The sequence below is a fragment of the Streptomyces sp. NPDC039609 genome (assembly GCF_055596705.1).
The window spans coordinates 97,249-114,722 of record NZ_JBVIUJ010000005.1; the positions used below are offsets into that span (position 1 = coordinate 97,249).

18 protein-coding genes are annotated in these 17,474 nt (G+C 70.2%); 4 read left to right on the plus strand and 14 right to left on the minus strand.

Annotated features, from left to right (window positions below; all coding sequences use genetic code 11):
* Positions 1 to 74: 74 nt before the first annotated feature.
* Positions 75 to 1,127, minus strand: coding sequence for an NAD(P)-dependent alcohol dehydrogenase (locus ACZ561_RS15645; protein WP_470994710.1), 1,053 nt, complete (start codon positions 1,125 to 1,127; stop codon positions 75 to 77).
* A 149-nt stretch (positions 1,128 to 1,276) separates the two neighbouring features.
* Here ACZ561_RS15645 and ACZ561_RS15650 point away from each other — a divergent pair, with 149 nt between their 5' ends.
* Complete coding sequence (locus tag ACZ561_RS15650) at positions 1,277 to 2,140, plus strand: helix-turn-helix transcriptional regulator (RefSeq protein ID WP_470994713.1); 864 nt, start codon at positions 1,277 to 1,279, stop codon at positions 2,138 to 2,140.
* A gap of 119 nt (positions 2,141 to 2,259) precedes the next feature.
* Here ACZ561_RS15650 and ACZ561_RS15655 read toward each other — a convergent pair whose 3' ends face one another.
* Both ACZ561_RS15655 and ACZ561_RS15660 read right to left on the minus strand, forming a co-directional pair.
* Complete coding sequence (locus ACZ561_RS15655; protein WP_470994715.1) at positions 2,260 to 3,528, minus strand: L,D-transpeptidase; 1,269 nt, start codon at positions 3,526 to 3,528, stop codon at positions 2,260 to 2,262.
* 229 nt (positions 3,529 to 3,757) lie between these two features.
* Positions 3,758 to 4,099 (minus strand): hypothetical protein, encoded by a 342-nt coding sequence (locus ACZ561_RS15660; protein WP_470994718.1) that lies wholly within the window; start codon positions 4,097 to 4,099, stop codon positions 3,758 to 3,760.
* Between the two features lie 110 nt (positions 4,100 to 4,209).
* On the opposite strand from ACZ561_RS15660, the gene ACZ561_RS15665 reads away from it, so the two are divergent.
* The gene (locus ACZ561_RS15665) at positions 4,210 to 4,470 is read left to right on the plus strand and encodes a hypothetical protein (RefSeq protein WP_376432748.1); all 261 of its coding nucleotides are present in this window, start codon (positions 4,210 to 4,212) and stop codon (positions 4,468 to 4,470) included.
* 126 nt (positions 4,471 to 4,596) lie between these two features.
* On the opposite strand, the gene hutH is transcribed toward ACZ561_RS15665, so the two are convergent.
* The 8 genes from hutH to ACZ561_RS15705 all read right to left on the minus strand — a co-directional run bounded on the left by hutH (position 4,597) and on the right by ACZ561_RS15705 (position 13,031).
* On the minus strand, positions 4,597 to 6,138 hold the full coding sequence (hutH, locus tag ACZ561_RS15670) for a histidine ammonia-lyase (RefSeq protein ID WP_470995854.1): 1,542 nt from the start codon (positions 6,136 to 6,138) through the stop codon (positions 4,597 to 4,599).
* An 82-nt stretch (positions 6,139 to 6,220) separates the two neighbouring features.
* Positions 6,221 to 6,922 (minus strand): hypothetical protein, encoded by a 702-nt coding sequence (locus ACZ561_RS15675; RefSeq protein WP_470994721.1) that lies wholly within the window; start codon positions 6,920 to 6,922, stop codon positions 6,221 to 6,223.
* A gap of 271 nt (positions 6,923 to 7,193) precedes the next feature.
* A complete protein-coding gene (locus ACZ561_RS15680; protein WP_470994724.1) occupies positions 7,194 to 8,045 on the minus strand; it encodes an MBL fold metallo-hydrolase in 852 nt (283 codons plus the stop codon).
* A 237-nt stretch (positions 8,046 to 8,282) separates the two neighbouring features.
* Positions 8,283 to 8,933 carry a hypothetical protein gene (locus tag ACZ561_RS15685; RefSeq protein WP_470994727.1) on the minus strand — a complete coding sequence of 217 codons (651 nt, stop codon included), beginning with the start codon at positions 8,931 to 8,933 and terminating at the stop codon, positions 8,283 to 8,285.
* A 156-nt stretch (positions 8,934 to 9,089) separates the two neighbouring features.
* A complete protein-coding gene (locus ACZ561_RS15690; protein WP_470994730.1) occupies positions 9,090 to 11,090 on the minus strand; it encodes an RICIN domain-containing protein in 2,001 nt (666 codons plus the stop codon).
* Between the two features lie 954 nt (positions 11,091 to 12,044).
* On the minus strand, positions 12,045 to 12,230 hold the full coding sequence (locus tag ACZ561_RS15695; RefSeq protein ID WP_470994733.1) for a DUF397 domain-containing protein: 186 nt from the start codon (positions 12,228 to 12,230) through the stop codon (positions 12,045 to 12,047).
* Positions 12,223 to 12,837, minus strand: coding sequence for a DUF5753 domain-containing protein (locus ACZ561_RS15700; RefSeq protein WP_470994736.1), 615 nt, complete (start codon positions 12,835 to 12,837; stop codon positions 12,223 to 12,225). Before ACZ561_RS15700 ends, ACZ561_RS15695 begins: the two co-directional genes overlap by 8 nt.
* Positions 12,810 to 13,031, minus strand: coding sequence for a helix-turn-helix domain-containing protein (locus ACZ561_RS15705; RefSeq protein ID WP_470994738.1), 222 nt, complete (start codon positions 13,029 to 13,031; stop codon positions 12,810 to 12,812). The genes ACZ561_RS15700 and ACZ561_RS15705 overlap by 28 nt, the downstream gene beginning before the upstream one ends.
* 109 nt (positions 13,032 to 13,140) lie before the next feature.
* Here ACZ561_RS15705 and ACZ561_RS15710 point away from each other — a divergent pair, with 109 nt between their 5' ends.
* Entirely contained in the window at positions 13,141 to 13,377 is a 237-nt protein-coding gene (locus ACZ561_RS15710) for a hypothetical protein (RefSeq protein WP_470994741.1), read from the plus strand.
* A 453-nt stretch (positions 13,378 to 13,830) separates the two neighbouring features.
* Complete coding sequence (locus tag ACZ561_RS15715) at positions 13,831 to 14,730, plus strand: hypothetical protein (RefSeq protein ID WP_470994744.1); 900 nt, start codon at positions 13,831 to 13,833, stop codon at positions 14,728 to 14,730.
* On the opposite strand, the gene ACZ561_RS15720 is transcribed toward ACZ561_RS15715, so the two are convergent.
* The 3 genes from ACZ561_RS15720 to ACZ561_RS15730 form a co-directional block, all read right to left on the minus strand.
* Positions 14,717 to 15,250 (minus strand): SMI1/KNR4 family protein, encoded by a 534-nt coding sequence (locus ACZ561_RS15720; RefSeq protein ID WP_470994747.1) that lies wholly within the window; start codon positions 15,248 to 15,250, stop codon positions 14,717 to 14,719. The two genes, ACZ561_RS15715 and ACZ561_RS15720, sit on opposite strands and share 14 nt — an antisense overlap.
* Before the next feature lie 121 nt (positions 15,251 to 15,371).
* Complete coding sequence (locus ACZ561_RS15725; RefSeq protein ID WP_470994750.1) at positions 15,372 to 16,526, minus strand: GGDEF domain-containing protein; 1,155 nt, start codon at positions 16,524 to 16,526, stop codon at positions 15,372 to 15,374.
* A gap of 119 nt (positions 16,527 to 16,645) precedes the next feature.
* Complete coding sequence (locus ACZ561_RS15730; RefSeq protein WP_470994753.1) at positions 16,646 to 17,443, minus strand: enoyl-CoA hydratase/isomerase family protein; 798 nt, start codon at positions 17,441 to 17,443, stop codon at positions 16,646 to 16,648.
* Positions 17,444 to 17,474: the final 31 nt, after the last annotated feature.

Consider the following 17,474-nt stretch of genomic DNA (forward strand, 5'->3'; position numbering starts at 1 on the left):
AGGGCGTGCGGGGTCGATTACCTCGCACGTCATGCCCCGGCACACATCCCGTTCGGGAGGAGCGCTCGGATCGGTCAGATCGTCGACGCGTCGATCACGAAGCGGTACCGCACGTCGCTCGCCAGCACCCGCTCGTACGCCTCGTTGATCTGGTCCGCGCGGATGAGCTCGATCTCCGCGCCCAGGCCGTGCTCCGCGCAGAAGTCCAGCATCTCCTGGGTCTCGGCGATGCCACCGATCGCGGAGCCGGCGAGCGTCTTGCGGCCGAGCATCAGCGGGAACAGGTTGAGCGCGATCGGCTCCTCGGGGGCGCCGACGTTCACCAGCGCGCCGTCCGTCCTGAGCAGCCCGACATAGGCGGTGAAGTCGAGCGGGGCGGAGACGGTGGAGACGATCAGGTCGAAGGAGCCGGCCAGCTCGGTGAAGGTCGCCGGGTCGCTGGTGGCGTAGTAGTGGTCGGCGCCCAGCCTGAGGCCGTCCTCCTGCTTCTTGAGCGACTGGCTGAGCACGGTCACCTCGGCACCGAGCGCGTGGGCGATCTTGACGCCCATGTGGCCGAGGCCGCCGAGGCCGACGACGGCGACCTTCTTGCCGGGGCCGGCCTTCCAGTGGGCGAGCGGCGAGTAGAGGGTGATGCCCGCGCAGAGCAGCGGGGCGGCCTGGTCGAGCGGGATGCCGTCCGGGATGCGCAGGGTGTAGTTCTCGTCGACGACGATGTGGGTGGAGTAGCCGCCGTAGGTCGGCTCACCCTCCTTGTCGACGGCGTTGTACGTGCCGATCATGCCCTTCGCGCAGTACTGCTCCAGGCCCCGGAGGCAGTAGTCGCACTCCCGGCAGGAGTCGACGAAGCAACCGACCCCGACGCGGTCCCCGGCCTTGTGCTTGGTGACCCCGGTGCCGACCTCGGTGACGATCCCGGCGATCTCGTGGCCGGGCACCATCGGGTAGATGCCCTCGCCCCAGCCGTCACGGGCCTGGTGGATGTCGGAGTGGCAGATGCCGGAGAACTTGATCTCGATCAGGACGTCGTGCTCGCCGACCGGGCGGCGCGGGACGGTGGTGCGCTCCAGCGGCGCGTTGGCCGCCGGCGCGGCGTAGGCGGGAACAGTGGTGACGTTGGTAGTCATGGCAACCACCCTGCCGACCCGGGCGGACCGTACCCAGCCCTCTGTTGTGCCTACGACCAGCGTGCATACCACTGGCAGGGTCAGGAACACTGCACATTCGACAGGAACAGCGCGCCGTTCGAACGTACGACCTGGGATACTCGGGACGCATGGATCTCAGTGCCGAACTCAGCGAATTCCTGCGCTCGCGCCGGGCCCGGCTGAAGCCCGAGGACGTCGGGCTGCCGGAATTCGGCCGGCACCGGCGCGTACCGGGGCTGCGCCGGGAGGAGCTGGCGCAGCTGGCCGGGGTCTCCGTCGCGTACTACACACGGCTTGAGCAAGGGAACGGCCGCAATGTGTCGATGGAGGTCCTCGACTCGATCGCCCGGGCGCTGCGGCTGGACGACAGCGAGCGGGCGCATCTGACGCATCTGGCCAAGCCGACGGCGAAGAAGAAGCACCACCGGGCCGCGATCGCCCGGCCCCAGCAGCTCCGGCCGGGCCTCTCCCAGCTGATCGACTCCATGGAGACCGTCCCGGCCCTGCTCGTCGGCCGGCGGCTCGACATCCTCGCCTGGAACCGGATGGCACGGGCTCTGATGGGCGATTTCGCGGCCTGGGAGCCGCGTGAGCGGAACATGGCGCGGATGGTCTTCCTCGACCCGAACACCCGTGATCTGTACGTCGACTGGGAGTGCAAGGCCACCGAGGTGGTGAGCATGCTGCGGCTGTACGCGGGCTGCTACCCGGAGGACCCGGCGCTCCTTGAGCTGGTGGGCGAGCTGTCGGTACGGAGCGAAGACTTCCGCTCGCTGTGGGCCGCGCACACGGTCGCCGACAAGGGGCACGGCACAAAGCGGCTACGGCATCCGCTGGTGGGCGAGTTGACGCTGAAGTACGAGTCGCTGAAGGTCGCCGGGTCGGACCCGGACCTGGTACTGGTGACGTCCTACGCGGAGCCGGGGTCGGCGTCGGCGGACGCGCTGCGGCTGCTCGCGCAGTGGGGCGCGGAGGAACCGGTCGTACGGTAGCGGCCCTTGCGGTACCCGCGGACGGAACCGGCAGCGGCCCTTGCGGTACCCAACCACGGAAACGGCGGCCTCCTTCCATCGGAAGGGGCCGCCGTTTCCGTACGGGTGTGCCGGGCGGATCAGACCGCCGAGCCGGCCTTCCACGCCGACCAGCTCATGTTCCAGCCGTTGAGGCCGTTGCTGGGCGAGATCGTCTTGTCCTTGGAGTTCTTGACGATCACGACGTCGCCCACGATGGAGTGGTCGTAGAGCCAGGCGGCCATCTGGTTCGGGTCGCCGGCGCCCTTGACGTCGTTCAGGCCCACGCAGCCGTGGCTGGTGTTGGCGGAGCCGAAGATCGAGTCCGCGCCCCAGTAGTTGCCGTGGATGAACGTGCCCGAGGTGGACAGGCGCATGGCGTGCGGGACGTCCTTGATGTCGTACTCGCCCTTGCCGTCGTCGTCGGTGAAGCCGACGGTGGCGCCGTTCATCCGGGTCTCCTTGAACTTCTCGGAGATCACCATCTCACCGTTGTAGGTGGGGTTCTCCGGGGAGCCGGCCGAGATCGGGATGGTCTTGATCGTCTTGCCGTCCTGCTTGACCGTCATGGTCTTGGTGGCGACGTCGACGGTGGAGACCTGGTTGCGGCCGATCTTGAAGGTGACGGTCTTCTGCTGGACGCCGTAGACACCCTCGGCGCCTTCGACGCCGTCGAGGTTCAGCTTCAGCGTGACGGTCGACCCCTCGGTCCAGTAGTCGTCGGGGCGGAAGTCGAGGCGCTGGGAGTTGAACCAGTGCCCGACGACCTCCTGGCCGCTGCTGGAGGTCACCGTGATGCCGCCCTGGACGGCCTTCTTGTCGGTGATCGCCTTGTTGAAGTTGATCGAGACCGGCATGCCGACGCCGACGGTGGAGCCGTCCTCGGGCGTGAAGCTGCCGATGAAGCTGTTGGCCTGGGAGACGGTGGTGAAGGAGGTGTTCTCGTGCGCCTCCAGGCCGTCCGCGTCCTTGGCCGTGGCGGCGATCTTGTAGACGGTGGCGCGCTTGAGCTGCCCGGTGGGCTTCCAGCTGAGCTTGTCGGCGGACATCTCGCCCTCGACGCTCTTGCCCTCCGCCGTGGTCATCGTCACTTCGGTCAGCGTGCCGTTGGTGACGGTGACCTTGGCGTCGTTGTTGATCGACGCGTTGGCGGTGCCGTTCTTGGGCGAGATGGATATCTGGGCCTTCGACGTCTTCTGCGCCGCGGCCTCGTCGACCTGTGCCTGTGACTGCGCCGACGCGGAGCTGTCGGCGGCGCCACTCTTGTCACCGTCGCTGCACGCCGAGAGCACCAACACGCCGCCGAGCACCGCGGCGGCAGCCGCCAGGCTCTTGCGGCGCTTGCTGTCCGTCATCACACGCATCTCCATCGTCGCCGAATCCCTGCCAACACTCGTCAAAACATCCATGAGACCCTGCCCGGTTCCGTAACCGGAGGGTTTGTGGGGAACGCCACTGATCGACACGCGGCCGCGGAGCGTCCGGTTCCCGTACAGGCTTCCGTACGGGATTCCGTACAGGCCCGGTACCGGATTCCGAACAGCGGGAAGCCCCGGTACGGGACGCCCGTACCGGGGCTTCCAGGGGTGCCACGCCCCGCTAGACCCGTTCCGTGTCGTCCTCGTCCACCTCATCTTCCTCGTCGAGGTCCCACTCCTGGGCATCGGGGTCGTAGTCGACCTCCTCGCTGGTCCAGGAGGCCTGGACCAGCTCGATCCCGGGGACCTCCCTGACGAGGTCGAAGGGCTCGATGAGGTAGGCCAGCGCCTCCGCGCTGTCCTCGCGGACGGCGGAGCGGGCGTGCACGCGCTCGTCCTCGGGCATGAACTCGTCGGTGCCGATGCGGCCGACGGCCGCCTCGGTCAGCTCCTCGGGGCCGTCGATCTCCAGAACGACCTCGACGCGAAGCCGTACGTAACGTGATGTCTCGGAAGTGCTCATACGTGGGAGCGTAGAGCTCGGCGGGGTCTCGACTTTCCTGCGACCCGCTGTGTTCATTAGCATCGGCGCACCTACCGATTCGCGGTTTCCGCAAGGGGGATCGAATCTCTGTGTCCGTCGCTCGACGCCCGCTGCTGACCGCCACGGCGGCCGGGACGCTGCTGTTCGCGCTGTGGTTCGTGCCGTCCGCGAACGCCACCGACGATGAGCGGGTCACCTCGACCCAGCAGGAGCGCGAGGCGGGTGAGAAGCGCCTCGCCGAGACCGGCAGCCCGGACACGACGCCGTATCTGATCGGCGGGACGGGCTTCCTGGCCGTGGGAGCGGGATTCGTGACACTGGCGATGAGACGCGGCGGCCGGGTGCACTGAGCCGGTACGACGGAAGGGCCGCCTGAGCCGGTACGGCGAAAACGGCGCCCGAGCCTGCACGACGGAAGGGCCGCCTCCCCCGCACATGGGGAGGCGGCCCTTCACGCTTCGGCCGACGCGGAGTCCCTACGCCAGCGGACCGGTGACCGGCTCCACGGCCGCGACGAGCTTGCCCTCGCGGACGAAGACGTCGGCCGCCTCCAGGTCGGGGGCGAGGAAGCGGTCGGGTCCCGGGCCCTCGACCCCGGCGGCGCGCAGGGCCTCGATGACGGCCTGCGAGGCGGGGGCGGGGGTCAGGCCGCGGCGGAGCTCGATGCCGCGGGTGGCGGCGTAGAGCTCGACGGCGATGATCCGGTTGAGGTTGCCGATCGCGGTGCGCAGCTTGCGGGCGGCGGACCAGCCCATGGAGACGTGGTCCTCCTGCATCGCGGAGGACGGGATGGAGTCGGCGGAGGCCGGGACGGCCAGCCGCTTCATCTCGCTGACCAGGGCGGCCTGGGTGTACTGGGCGATCATCAGGCCCGAGTCGACGCCGGCGTCGTCGGCGAGGAAGGGCGGCAGTCCGTGGGACCGGTTCTTGTCGAGGAGCCGGTCGGTGCGGCGCTCGGCGATGGAGCCGAGGTCGGCGGCGGCGATGGCGAGGAAGTCCAGGACGTACGCGACGGGGGCGCCGTGGAAGTTGCCGTTGGACCGGACCTGGCCGTCGGCGAGCACCACGGGGTTGTCCACGGCCGAGGCGAGCTCGCGGTCGGCGACCAGGCGGGCGTGGGCCATGGTGTCGCGGCCGGCGCCGGCCACCTGCGGGGCGCAGCGCACGGAGTACGCGTCCTGGACGCGCGGGGCCTCCTCCTCCTGGAAGTGGCCGGTGAGCCCGGAGCCCTTGAGCACGGCGAGCATGTTGGCGGCGGAGGCGCCCTGGCCCGGGTGGGGGCGGATGGCGTGCAGCTCGGGCTCGAGGACCTTCTCGGTGCCGAGGAGGGCCTCGAGGGAGAGGGCCGCGGTGATGTCGGCAGACTTGTAGAGGGTGTCGAGGTCCGCGAGGGCCATGATCAGCATGCCGAGCATGCCGTCGGTGCCGTTGAGGAGGGCGAGGCCCTCCTTCTCGCGCAGCTCGACGGGCCGGATGCCGGCGGCGGCGAGGAGCTCGCCCGCGGGCTTCACGGTGCCGTCGGGGCCCTCGGCGTCGCCCTCGCCCATCAGGGCCAGGGCGCAGTGCGAGAGCGGCGCGAGGTCGCCGGAGCAGCCGAGGGAGCCGTACTCGTGGACGACCGGGGTGATGCCGGCGTTGAGGACGTCGGCCATGGTCTGCGCGACCTCGGGCCGGACGCCGGTGTGCCCGGAGGCGACGGTCTTGAGCCGCAGGAACATCAGCGCGCGCACCACCTCGCGCTCGACGCGCGGGCCCATGCCGGCGGCGTGCGAGCGGACGATGTTGCGCTGCAGCTGGGCACGGAGTTCCGGGCTGATGTGCCGGGTGGCGAGCGCGCCGAACCCGGTCGAGACGCCGTACACGGGCTCGGGCTTGGCGGCGAGCGCGTCGATGACGGCGCGGGCGTCCGCAAGGGCCTGTACGGCCTCGGTCGAGAGCTCGACGTGGGCGCCGTGCCGGGCGACGTCGATGACGTCCTGGGGGGTGGTGCCGGACGTGCCAAGGACGACGGTGTGCATATCCATATTCAGCACCCTACGGACTGAAGACCAACATGTCACTAGTCATCCACCGGACGGGCCCTTACCCGACCCGGAACGATCACCGAGCGTTGATGTCGACCGGCAGCCTGCTGTGGCCCGCGAGCCTGGCCTCGGCCGGAGCCTCCTCGGGCAACCCGGTCACGACGGCGTAGACCGCGATCCAGGTGCTGCCCACGGGCCTGGGCCCCGTCGCCTTGATCCGGTACCGGACGGTGCGCTCGGCGCCACGGGGCAGGGCGGTCCCGCCGACGGTCTGGTAGAGCACGGCGACATCACCGGCGACCACGATGTCGGCCGCACGCCAGCGGCCCGCGACCGGGTCCCAGCGCTCGGCCCGCAGGCCCCAGTCGGCGGGGCCGCCCTCCTCCCAGGAGGGCTCCATGGCGAGCCCGACGGCAAGGCGTGCGTAGTCGCGACGGGTGTCGTTGCGCAGGGTGACGGAGAACTCCTGGGCGGCACCGCCTCCGCGTACGACGAGTCGGCCGCCCTTGGTGACGGGGGTGACGGTGACCTGGGCCCGTACGGGACGGGAGGGGGCGCTCGGCTTGAGCGAGGTCCGGCTCACGCTGGGCGTGGGACTGGGCTCGGCGACGACGGACGGCGACGCCGACGGAGCCGTGGTGGACGGCGTCACCGTGGGGGTGAGGGTGACACGCGGCGGCTCCGAAGCCTTCCGGCCGGCACCGGCGTCCTTCTCCCCGCACGCCGCCAACCCGACGACGAGCGCCGCCCCGACCACGACCACGACAGCGCGCCTCATGCCCCACCCCTTGTCCGCCCGGCACCACACCGAAAGCAGCAGATCGTCTCGCGCGACGCCCCCGGGAGTCCAAGGCCCCGGCGCACCTCGTTACACACCCGGGACGGGCCGCCCGCGCTGCGCCTCCTCGAAGCGGCTGCGGGCCTTCAGGCGCACCGGGCCCGGTAGGCGGTCCGCCCGGCACCGACAGCGAGAACGGCGACCGCGTCGACGACCCAGCCGAGGACGCGCTCTTCATGCAGCGGATCCCGACGCCGTGGGTCGGCGCCGCTCACGTCCCCGACGGCCGCGGCTGCTCCGGCGGAACCGAGCTCTCGGCAACGGCCATCCACTGGTCCAGGTCGGCCTGGGTGAACTCGGTCCACGGAGGGATGTCGGGGAGTTGGCGGAGGAGGTCGTAGGCCTCGGGGATCTGGGCACCGCGGAGGACCGGGCAGTGGCAGCCGGCGACGACCTCGGCGTTCAGGTGTTGGAAGTCGGTGACGACCGTCCCGAACTTTTGGGCGTCCAGCAGGGCGACCCAGGGGGAGACCAGGCGCCCGCCGAAGAACTGGCCGTCGCGGAATTCGGCCGGCGACATCGCTGCTGTTTCGGGCATGGGGGTCGGCACGTTCGTGGCGAAGGTGTCGACGGCCCACAGGACGCTGGTCTTCGGGTCGAAGAGGCCGCGGGTGGTGGGGTTGTCGTACAAGGGCGGTCGCTTGGCGACCAGCGTGCGGTCGCCCGCGTCGATCGTGTCGCCGTCGGTCATGAAGCGGCACCGGTTGATGGGGGTCTCCCACTCCTCGGCCATGCGGCCGATGGAGAACCATGTCGTCAGCAGGGTCGCGTTGGGGCATTCCGCGAGGACCGCCAGGAGGTTGCCGGCGTGGTCGCGGTCGTCGTGGGTGAGGAAGATCCACCGTACGTCCAGGGGATCCACGACGGACCAGGCGGCCTCCAGCCACTGGGAGCGCACTGCCGGTGCCCCGGTGTCCACGAGGACCGGTTCGGCTCCCCGGATCACCATCGAATTCATCGGGAAGTGGCCGACCGGCGGGGCCTCGAGTGCCCACGGGATGACGAACGTCTCCTCGGCGATCTTGTACGGCTGCAGAAGGTTGAACGTGTCCAGAGTTGTCATCGCTGCTCTCCCTAGGGAGGAGTCGCCGCAGCGTCCATAAATCCAGTGCAGCCCCGCGCCGGCCCGACGTCAAACGCGGCACTCCTGACCGTCGGCTTCGGTAAGCAGACTGATCGCCCCCGCCGCCCCGCGAGGTGGCGGGGACAATGTGGCGTACTGCGGAGGCGGGCGCCGGCCGGGGTTCACTCATCGCATGGGTGGTGCCCGACGGCCCCGCGGTCCTGCGGAGCGCCGTCCTCAGCGCCTGCCGGCGCGGACCCGCCGTACCCGCAAGCCGACTGCGGCGCCGACGAGCGCGATCCCGACCAGGCCGGCCGTGGTCCACCAGCCCGTACGGTCACCACCGCCGCTGGCCACGCCCAAGGAGGGCGAGGGCGAGGACGGATCGGCCGGACGTGTCGCGGACGAGGACGGTGCGGCGGAGGACGGCGCCGGCGCGGAGGGGACCGGGGCGGGCACGGACGCGGTGGGGGTGACGGCGCCGGGCGGCACCGGGTCGACCACCGGAACGGCGATCTCCGCCTCCCCGTGGCCGAGGGCGGGGAACCCCACGTCGACGGTGACCTTCCAGGTACCGGGAGCGAGGACTTCCGCGGTCATCCAGCCGGCGCGCGTGCCGGGGACGCGGACCAGTCGCCACGGCCCCATGGAGCGGGTCCGGTCGATGCTGGTCGCATTCACCGTGGCGGCGACCGCCTCCTCGACGGCGTCCCCGTCGTTCTCCCAGGTGATCTCGGTCACGATGTGGCCGTCCCGCTGCCCGGTCACCACCACCTTGACGGTATCGCCGTGGGCTCGTGCGGCAGACGGCATGGCCAGGGCCTGGGCGAAGAGCATGAGCAGGAAACCGAGGGCCGTGAAGGCGCGGAAAGCGTGGCGTGTACGCATCGTTGCGGTGCTCCTGGTGCGTGAGATGCGGTGGGGACGTGGTGCGGTGAGGACGCACCACGGGGGAACCGGTGCGTCGGTGGACGGTCGCGCGCGGTCGCCGTCCACCGACACCGGATCAGGTGACCGGGGCGCGGGCCCCGGTCCGACGGCCGATCAGGAGACCTTCTGGACCGTCCACGCCTGCGTCGCGAGGCCGTTCGCGCGCTGGAGGTCGAGCAGCCAGCTCCCGTAGTACGGGCGGTTGCTCACCGTCAGGGCGTAGGTGCCGCTCGGGTCGGTCACGGTGATCGCTCCGCCGCGGCTGGACACCTTCCACTTCTGCGTGGCGATGTCGCCGCAGGGCTGCTGGGCGATCCACATGCCCGCGGCGGGGGCGCCTCCCGTCTGCAGGCACTTGCCCGACACCGCGGAGCGGAGGCGAACGAGCCCGCCGCCGGCGTCGTCGAACAGCCACTGCTGCTGCGCATAGCCGTTGGCGCGCGCCCCGACGAGCACCGTGCCGTCGGCGGAGCGTCCGCCCCAGACCTCGGCGGCCATGCCGGTGCCCGAGTTGCCGAGGGTGTAGCGGGTGCCGGGGGTGGTCGTGCCGCCGCTCGCGTCGGCCGTACGGAAGGAGGTCGCCCTTCCTGCCCCGCTGTCACGGCCGGACCCGTCGCGGACCGAGACGGCGACCTTGTACGCGGTGCCGGGCCGGAGGTTGTAGATGCGCAGCGACTGCGACTGGACCCAGGTCAGGTGCTTGCCGTCCAGCAGGACCTGGTACCAGACGGCGCCGTCGACCTTGGGCCAGCTCACGACGGCGGCCGTGGACTGTATCTGGCCGGCCGTCACCGCTGGGCCGCCGGTCGGCTTCGTGGGCGTCGGGGTCGGTGTGGGCGTCGGGCTGGGGCCCGGGTCGGGGGTTGTGCCGCCCCCGGAACGCATCAGGAACTGGTTGTCGGCGACGTTCCAGTGTGTGGCCAGGTAGCTGCCGGCCTTGGGGTTGGTGTGGAAGTAGTCGTCGTGATTGCAGTCCAGGATGTTCTCGGCCGCCTGGTTGGAGCACACGTACCGCATCGTGGGGTAGTACGGGGTGTCCGAGTAGCACATGACGTCGTACTCGTCCGTGCAGTGTGCGCCGCGACTGGTGTTGGGGGCGCTGTTGTTGACCGCGCCGAGGTTGTGGCCCAGTTCGTGCGCTGCGGTGTGACCGCCCCAGCAGCCGGCGTCGGTGCGTCCGTAGGAGGGGCCGAAGTTGCTCTGATTGTTCTGGCCCGGTCGTTCGTCACCCGCGAACGTGCCGATGCCGCAGTAGACCTTGGCGTCCGCGAAGATCATGTACTTGCGGTCGCGCCGGTCGAGGCCCTTGCCGGCGAGCGCCCTGTTGGTCGCGCTGAACTCGGCGAGCGCGGACGACGGGAGCTCGATGTTGAGCACGGTCGGTGTGCAGTCCGCCGCGGTCACGTAGCGGATGTGACGTACACCGCCGGTTTCCTTGGCGCTGGCCGAGTAGATGAGGTCGGCGTCGGCGGCCCACTTGCGGAACGAGGCGACGTATTCGGCGTACCGGTCGCGGTCGGGGCCGTGCACGTACACGACCTGTACGCGGTTGCCGGTGCTTCCGTCTCCGTCGCATTGGACGGTCTGGCCCGCAGGGCCTGCGGCGACGGCCTGGCTGCCGGACGAGGCCGCCGGCTTCGGGGCCGCGGCGGCCGCGGTCCTGGCGCTGCCGGCGTCGGCGGCGGGCGCGTCCTGGGGGCGCCCGCTGCCCTCCGTGGCGCCCGATGCAGGCTTGGCCGGGTCGGCCGCGGGGGCCTTGCTGGTGACTGCGGGGGCTACGTCCGCCTTGATGTCCACGCCCTTGGGCGGGGCGTCGGGCCCGTGGGTGCACAGCCCCTCATCGGTGCGGTAGACGCCTGTGCAGCGGTCACTCTTGTCAGCCGCCTTGAGGCCGTCGTAGACCATGCCACGCGCGGCGTCGTTGGCGGGCACGTCGACGATGGGCTCCGGCTCCTCGTCCTTGGCCGGGGCGGCGGCCGGCGCGAGAGCTCCGGCCTGCGCGGGTCCTGCCGCCTGGGCGGGTGTTCCCGCCTGGGCGCCGTCCCCCATCCCGGAGTAGGCGACGCCGCCCGCTATCACCGCCGCCGCTGCCATGGCGGCGGTGACGAGTATCAACCCCCTTGGCTTGCGCCGATGTTCACGTCTTCTGCGATGTCTAGTCATGCGCACCTCAAATCCTTGGTCGGAGGAGTGGGTGCGCGGAAGCCTGCCAGACGTGCACGGTGGAGAATTCGGGCAAACGGGAATGGCCGTCGAGATATCTGACCGTTACCTAGGGCATGAGATTTGATGAACAGTCAATTTCGCTGCAACTAAAGACAGTTGCAGCGAAAGACTCCAATGGCCCAGACCTTTTCAGAGGATCTCGTTATCGAATCGAGATAGACGGAGCGAGCCTATTGACAGCAATTCAGTAAAGGTTTCACCCAATTACTACCTCGCGAATTCCTCCCGTCACAAGCCGTGAGGAATCACCCGTACCCACGCGGGAGCGGGCCGACCGCCCCCGACGCACTCCACGCAACTGCTCCAGCACGAGGGCGCCTTCGGAGACCTCCGCCGAAGACGGGAGCCTGCCACCGGGCTCACCGACCCGGTCGGGGCGAGCCCTGCGGTGGGCCAAGGGGCCCGCGGCAAGCGGGTGCGGTCGCAAGGGGCGGCCCCGGCTGATCCGGTCCTCACGGGAGGCGCTCCGAGATCCGTCGCGCAACCGAGGAATTCGCGCGCACCGAAGGCCGCGGCATCTTGGTCTTCTACGAGGGCAAGTGTCCATCCGGCCATGGGCTCGTCCGTGACGACAGTCGGGCAGCGGCGGCGGCTAGTCGAGCCGGCGTGCGGTCGTTGCCGAAGGACACTGACCGCCACGGAGACGGGACGGCAGTGGAGGGACGGGGCACGAAACGGACCGAGGCCCGTGAAGGGGCCACACACGACGACATGCCCAGTGGGCAACGCCAGGTCCACGGGCGTACTCAGGGAGACGGTGGCAGGTCGGCCCGTCAGCTGACACGCGCCGTCAGCCACCCCCGGCGGTGCGGCGGCACGGACCGGGCCGGGGAGTACGAAGGGTCACAGCGTGTGGGCGCGCGCGAACGCGGTGAACTCGACCCAGGCTGCCGGTGCGACCGTCAGTTCGCCCTGGGCGTGGTCCTTGGTGTCCCGGACGCGGACGATGCGGGGGGCGTTGTCGGCGACCTCGACGCAGTTGTCGTTGTTGCCGCTGTACGTGCTCTTGCGCCATATCGGCTCAGTCATCGCATTTCCCCAGTACGTCACGCATGAACTCTCGCGATTCGTCGACCCCGAGGGCATCGGCGTGGAGCCGATCATAGATCTTCTGGAAGAGGGTGACCTCTGCCACTTCGACCACGTAGCGGCCGGTGCCGAAACCCTCTGTGTAGGCGGTGCGTTCTCCCGACGGGAGAGTCAAGAGGCTCACCGAACCGCGGATGGCAGCGCGGTCGGTCCGCAGGATCTGCACGTTGATGAACGGTTGCTCGGTGACTTCGAGCAACCACTCGATCTGCTCACGCATGACCTGCCTCGACCCCATGACCTTGGTTAGGGCGGACTCGTCGAGAACAACCCAGAGCCAAGGCGGTTGCGGGCTCGTGAAGACGGCCTGCCGCTCACTGCGCCGTTGAACGGACGCCTCGATGTCGGTCACACCGTCAGGGTCCTCCAACCGCATGATCGCTCTCGCGTACCCAGGAGTCTGGAGCAGGCCCGGGACCACAAGGGAGAACTCGTATACGGCCCGCGCCCGAGCCTGGTCCCGAAGGAACCCCTGCGCATAGTCGCGGAAGGCGCCCTGATTGCGGATGACGAGCAGATTCACCAGCGAACCGCCCAGCTCCAGCACCTGGTCGAGCTGGCGCCCCAGCGCGAATCCGGTGGATCCCCGTTCTCGATCTCCGAGATCCGTGTGGTGCTGCTGAAGACCTTGGCGGCCAGATCGGCCTGGCGCCACCCGCGGCGCTTCCGCGCGTCCCGGACCATGTCGGCGATGAAGCTCTCCAGGCTCTCGCTCGGGTCGATCTCGTTCTCGGCCGGCATATGCCTCGTTTCCCGATCCCGTTCGAAAACCCAACTGCTGGTGAGCGTAGGGCTGTCGGCGTCATCGTGGAGCCATCCCGGAGGAGATCCACCAGAAAGAGAGCCCTCCATGAGCACGTCCACGAGCCCGCCCCCGATCCGCCCCGTCTCCGAGCTGGAGGCCACTCAGGCATTCCACGAACTCAAGGCCGCCATGGAAGCCGTCGGCCTCCCCACCACCGGCTTGTACCGCGACGTCAGGCGCGGCACGGGTGCGGACATCCACCTGTACGGCCTCGGCACCGTCACCCTGAGCGGTGCCAAGAAGCTCACCGCCGTCCTGCGCGTGGCACGGCGGGAACGATGACGTACCGGAGGGGCGACGTGGTGACGGACGCGACCAGGGCTCTGACGGGCGAAGTCCGCGACGTGAACGGAACCGCACTGACGCTGGCCCGACCCAGCGGGCACGTGTGGCAGGCAACGGTCGAAGACTGCTGGACGGCGAGCCCGGAAGAGCGCGCGAGCATGACCCCGCGCGGGGCCGTACGCATCATCAGCACGTCGCCCGCGCGGCCTTCGGCGAAGTAGCGGCTGGGGCGAGTTCCTGGGGGGGGCTCGCCTCCTCGCGTTCAACCGGACAACGATCGGGGCGAGTTGGCTCCCATGCGCGACGCACACGTTCGGGGCATATTCACTCAGCGCGTCCGCACGAACACATTCCGTGCGGTACGGTCGCCACAACAAATCGGCCCCCGCGACGGCTGCAACCGTCAGCGAGGGCCTGAACCACCAGTGGAAGGCAACAACTCCCACCGTGATGTACCGGCACCTTAGCGCGCCCCCGCGCGCCTTCTCCCAGTTCTCCCACGAGCTGATCCGGCATCCGCGCCTCAGCTCCGACGCCGTTCGCCTCCTCACCTGGCAACTCTCCCTCCCCCCAGGCGCGAGGGAATCCCTCTCCCGCACAGCCGAACGTGCCCGGATCGGCGCAACCGCCTTCACCCGCGCCAAGCGACAGCTCAAGGACGAGGGCTTCGTCCACGAGCGGCGCGTCCAGGCACCCGGCGGCCTCTGGGTCACCCAACAGCTCGTCTCCAGCGTGCCGTTGAGCGCAGGAGAGGCCACCAAGATCCTCGCCGGGATGCCCGTACGGACCAGCACGGAACGGGTGTCTCCGCAGGTGGCACCGAGTCCCGTCCTTCCGGCCGTCGGTGAACCGACCGCCCCGCCGCCCGACGGTCATCCAAAGAAACACCCGGAGGAAGACACCTCCAACCCTCCGCCCGAGCTTGAGCCCGAATCCGAGCCTGAATCCGCCGACGACGCCCCCGAAGAGGCCCGCGCCGCCGTCGCCGCCTTCCCGCTCCTCTCGCCCGCCCTGCGCCACATCCCCTCAGGTATGCGGGACGAGTTGACCCACCTCACCGCCCGCTGGCTCGCCGCCGGACACACCTCCGCCGACGTCCACGAGCACATCCTGCGCGGCCTCCCCGGCGCGAACACACCCGTCCACCGCCCAGGCGGCCTCCTGCGCCACCTGCTCCGCGACGTTCCACCCCTCGTTCCCGCGCAGGCCATCCACACCGGCCCCCGTCTCTCCCCACGCCTCGCCGGGACACGGGAGTGCGAGGGCGACCACGTCCAACCGATGCTGTTCCGGCCACTCGGAGACGAAACACACTGCGCCGAGTGCACCCGGATGCTCACCCCCGGATGAAGAAGGGCGGGTCGATCACGCCTGCTGTCCCGAACTCCTCGAACGACTCGTCGGCCAACAGCCGGTACGTGAGCTCGCTCATGGACATGTCGTAGCGCCGCCACTCCCCCGCCTCCGGGTGGAGCAGAACGGGCCAGGTCTCGGGCGCCGCCGAGGGATCAGCGAGCCAGGCGAACATCTCCCCCGACTCACTCACGCCCCACTGGAGGACGCCGCCGCCCTTCCCACCAGGCCTGTAGATGCCGTACGGGAGATAGCTGTCCAGAACCACCGGGTGCCGCTCGGTGATGCGCAGGTTCGCCTCCTGCGACTCGGCCAACTCGGATTGCGCGCCGCCTGCCGAGGTATAGACGGTGAGGTAGTCGCAGAACTCTCCGCGCCCGAAGACCTCACAGAACTGCTTGTAGTCGGCGGGCAGCTCGATCCCGATGCGAGACTCGATCGCCGCCCACTCGGCACCAGGGCCGGAGTCGAGCGGGCGTCCGCCGACCGCCTCCGCGAGGCGGTCGACCCAGGTCATGAATGATCTCCTCTGTCTGGTGAATCGCTGATCAGCCAAGACGGCACATTGTCGACGAGCACGGCGATGCCTGAGTGCGCGGCCTCCACACTGCCGCCTCGTTACGGATGGAGGTGAGCACTCAGCGCGGAGGCGAGCCCTCCGGGCCCTGGTCCTCCGTCGGTGTCGGTGGTGCGTCGCGGAAGCGGCGGCGGTCCCTTGCTCCCGGCGGGGCGTCCGCGAGGGGGATGACCGTGCCGTCGCGGCCCGCCACGACCGGTTTCGCCGAGCGGGCCGCCTTCGCCTGGTACTGGGCCGCGTCCGCGAGGCGGAAGAGGCGGCGGGCGGACTTCAGGGGGCCGATGGGGTCGCCCGTCGATGCCACCCCGCACGCGACGCCCTCGCCGAGTTCCAGCTCCCCGGCCCGTACGCACAGCTCGTCCGCGACCGCCACCACCTCGTCGGACGTCGGGCCCACCGAGAGCAGGCAGAACTCGTCGCCGCCCAGGCGCGCCGACAGTGCGCCGGGCAGCATCGCGCCGCACCGGGAGAGCACCGAGCCGAACCGCTCCAGCAGGCGGTCGCCGACCGCGTGTCCGTGGGTGTCGTTCACGCGCTTCAGGCCGTTCAGGTCGCAGACCACCAGGCTCACCACCGAGCCGTCCGTGCGGTAGCGCTCGATCGCCTCGTCGAGCCGGGTGTCGACGGCGCGGCGGTTCGCGAGGCCGGTCAGCGGGTCGGTGAAGGCCAGCTTCCGTACCTCCTCCAGACGCTCCGCCTGGGCGATGCCCGCCGCCACCACGGCCGCGAGCACCGCCGCGAAGTCCGCGTCGTCGCGGTCGAAGACCGGCGCCCCGGCAGGACGCGCCACGTACAGCTCGCCCCAGGCCCGGCCGTGCAGCACGATCGGCGCGACCACGCAGCAGCCGCGGCCGCGCTTGCGCAGCCCGGTGACGCGGCCGGTCGGGATGCGGTCACCGGCGGTCTCCACCCAGGCGTCCGGCTCGCCGCCGCCCGCCCACTGCGCGTGCAGGAACTCGGTGATCTCCGGGAACTGGTGGACGGGGTAGGTCTCGGCGTCGGGGAACTCCTCCTCCCCGACGGCCCGCTCCCCGGCGTTCACCAGCACCTTCAGCCGGCCGCGATCCCGCTCCCAGACGGACAGTGCGGCGAAGTGCCCGCCGAGCGCGTCACGGGCGCCGAGCGCCGCCGCCCGCCAGAACTCGCGCGGAGTGTGCGCCGCCGCCATCGCCTGCGCCAGCGCCACCACGGCCCGCAGCCGCACGTCCTCTCCCATTCCTCCAGCTTAGGGACGATTCATCTGTTTTTACTGGTGAGGCGTCACAGAAAGTTACATTACGAACATTTACGACATTTCCCACCCGTTCGGCGGTTACTCACACGGCTCGCGGCCGATCACTCACCCGGCCACGCGGGCTTCCGCTTCTCGTTGAAGGCCGCCACGCCCTCCGCCCGGTCTCCGGAGAAGGCGACGGACCGCCATGCCGCGTCCTCGACCTCCAGGCCGGCCCGCAGGTCGAGGCCCTGTCCGAGCCGCATCGCACGCTTCGCGGCGCGCAGTCCCACCGGGGAGTTCGCCGCGATCCGTCCGGCCAGCTCCATGGCGGCCGTACGCGCGTCCTCCTCCAGCAGGTCGACGAGCCCCAGCTCGCGCGCCTCGGCGGCCTCGACCCGCCGCGCGGTGAAGACCAGCTCGGCCGCGCGGGCCGCGCCCACCCGGCGCGGGAGCAGTTGCGTACCGCCCCCGCCGGGGATCACACCCACCGACACCTCCGGCAGTCCGACCACGGCCGTCGCGTCGGCCACGATCACATCGCAGGCCAGCGCCAGCTCGAAGCCGCCGCCGAGCGCGTAGCCGTGCACCGCTGCGACGGTCGGCATCGGCAGCTCCAGGACGCCGGTGTACGCCCCGCGGGCGGTCGGGCGCTGGCGGACGAGCTCGGCGTCGGTGAAGGAGTTGCGCTCCTTGAGGTCGGCGCCGACACAGAAGGCCCGGTCGTTGGAGGAGGTCAGCACCGTGACCCGTACCGAGGCGTCGTCGGCGAGTGCCGCGCACGCCGCACCGATGGAGCGGGCCATCTCGGAGGAGACGGCGTTCATCGCCTTGGGCCGGTCGAGGACGAGCTCGGCGACGTGCTCGTGCCTACGGACGGCGACGAACTCACCAAAACGCTGCTCGGACTGCTCGGACATGACCGCACCCTCCCGGTTAACGCATGTTAAC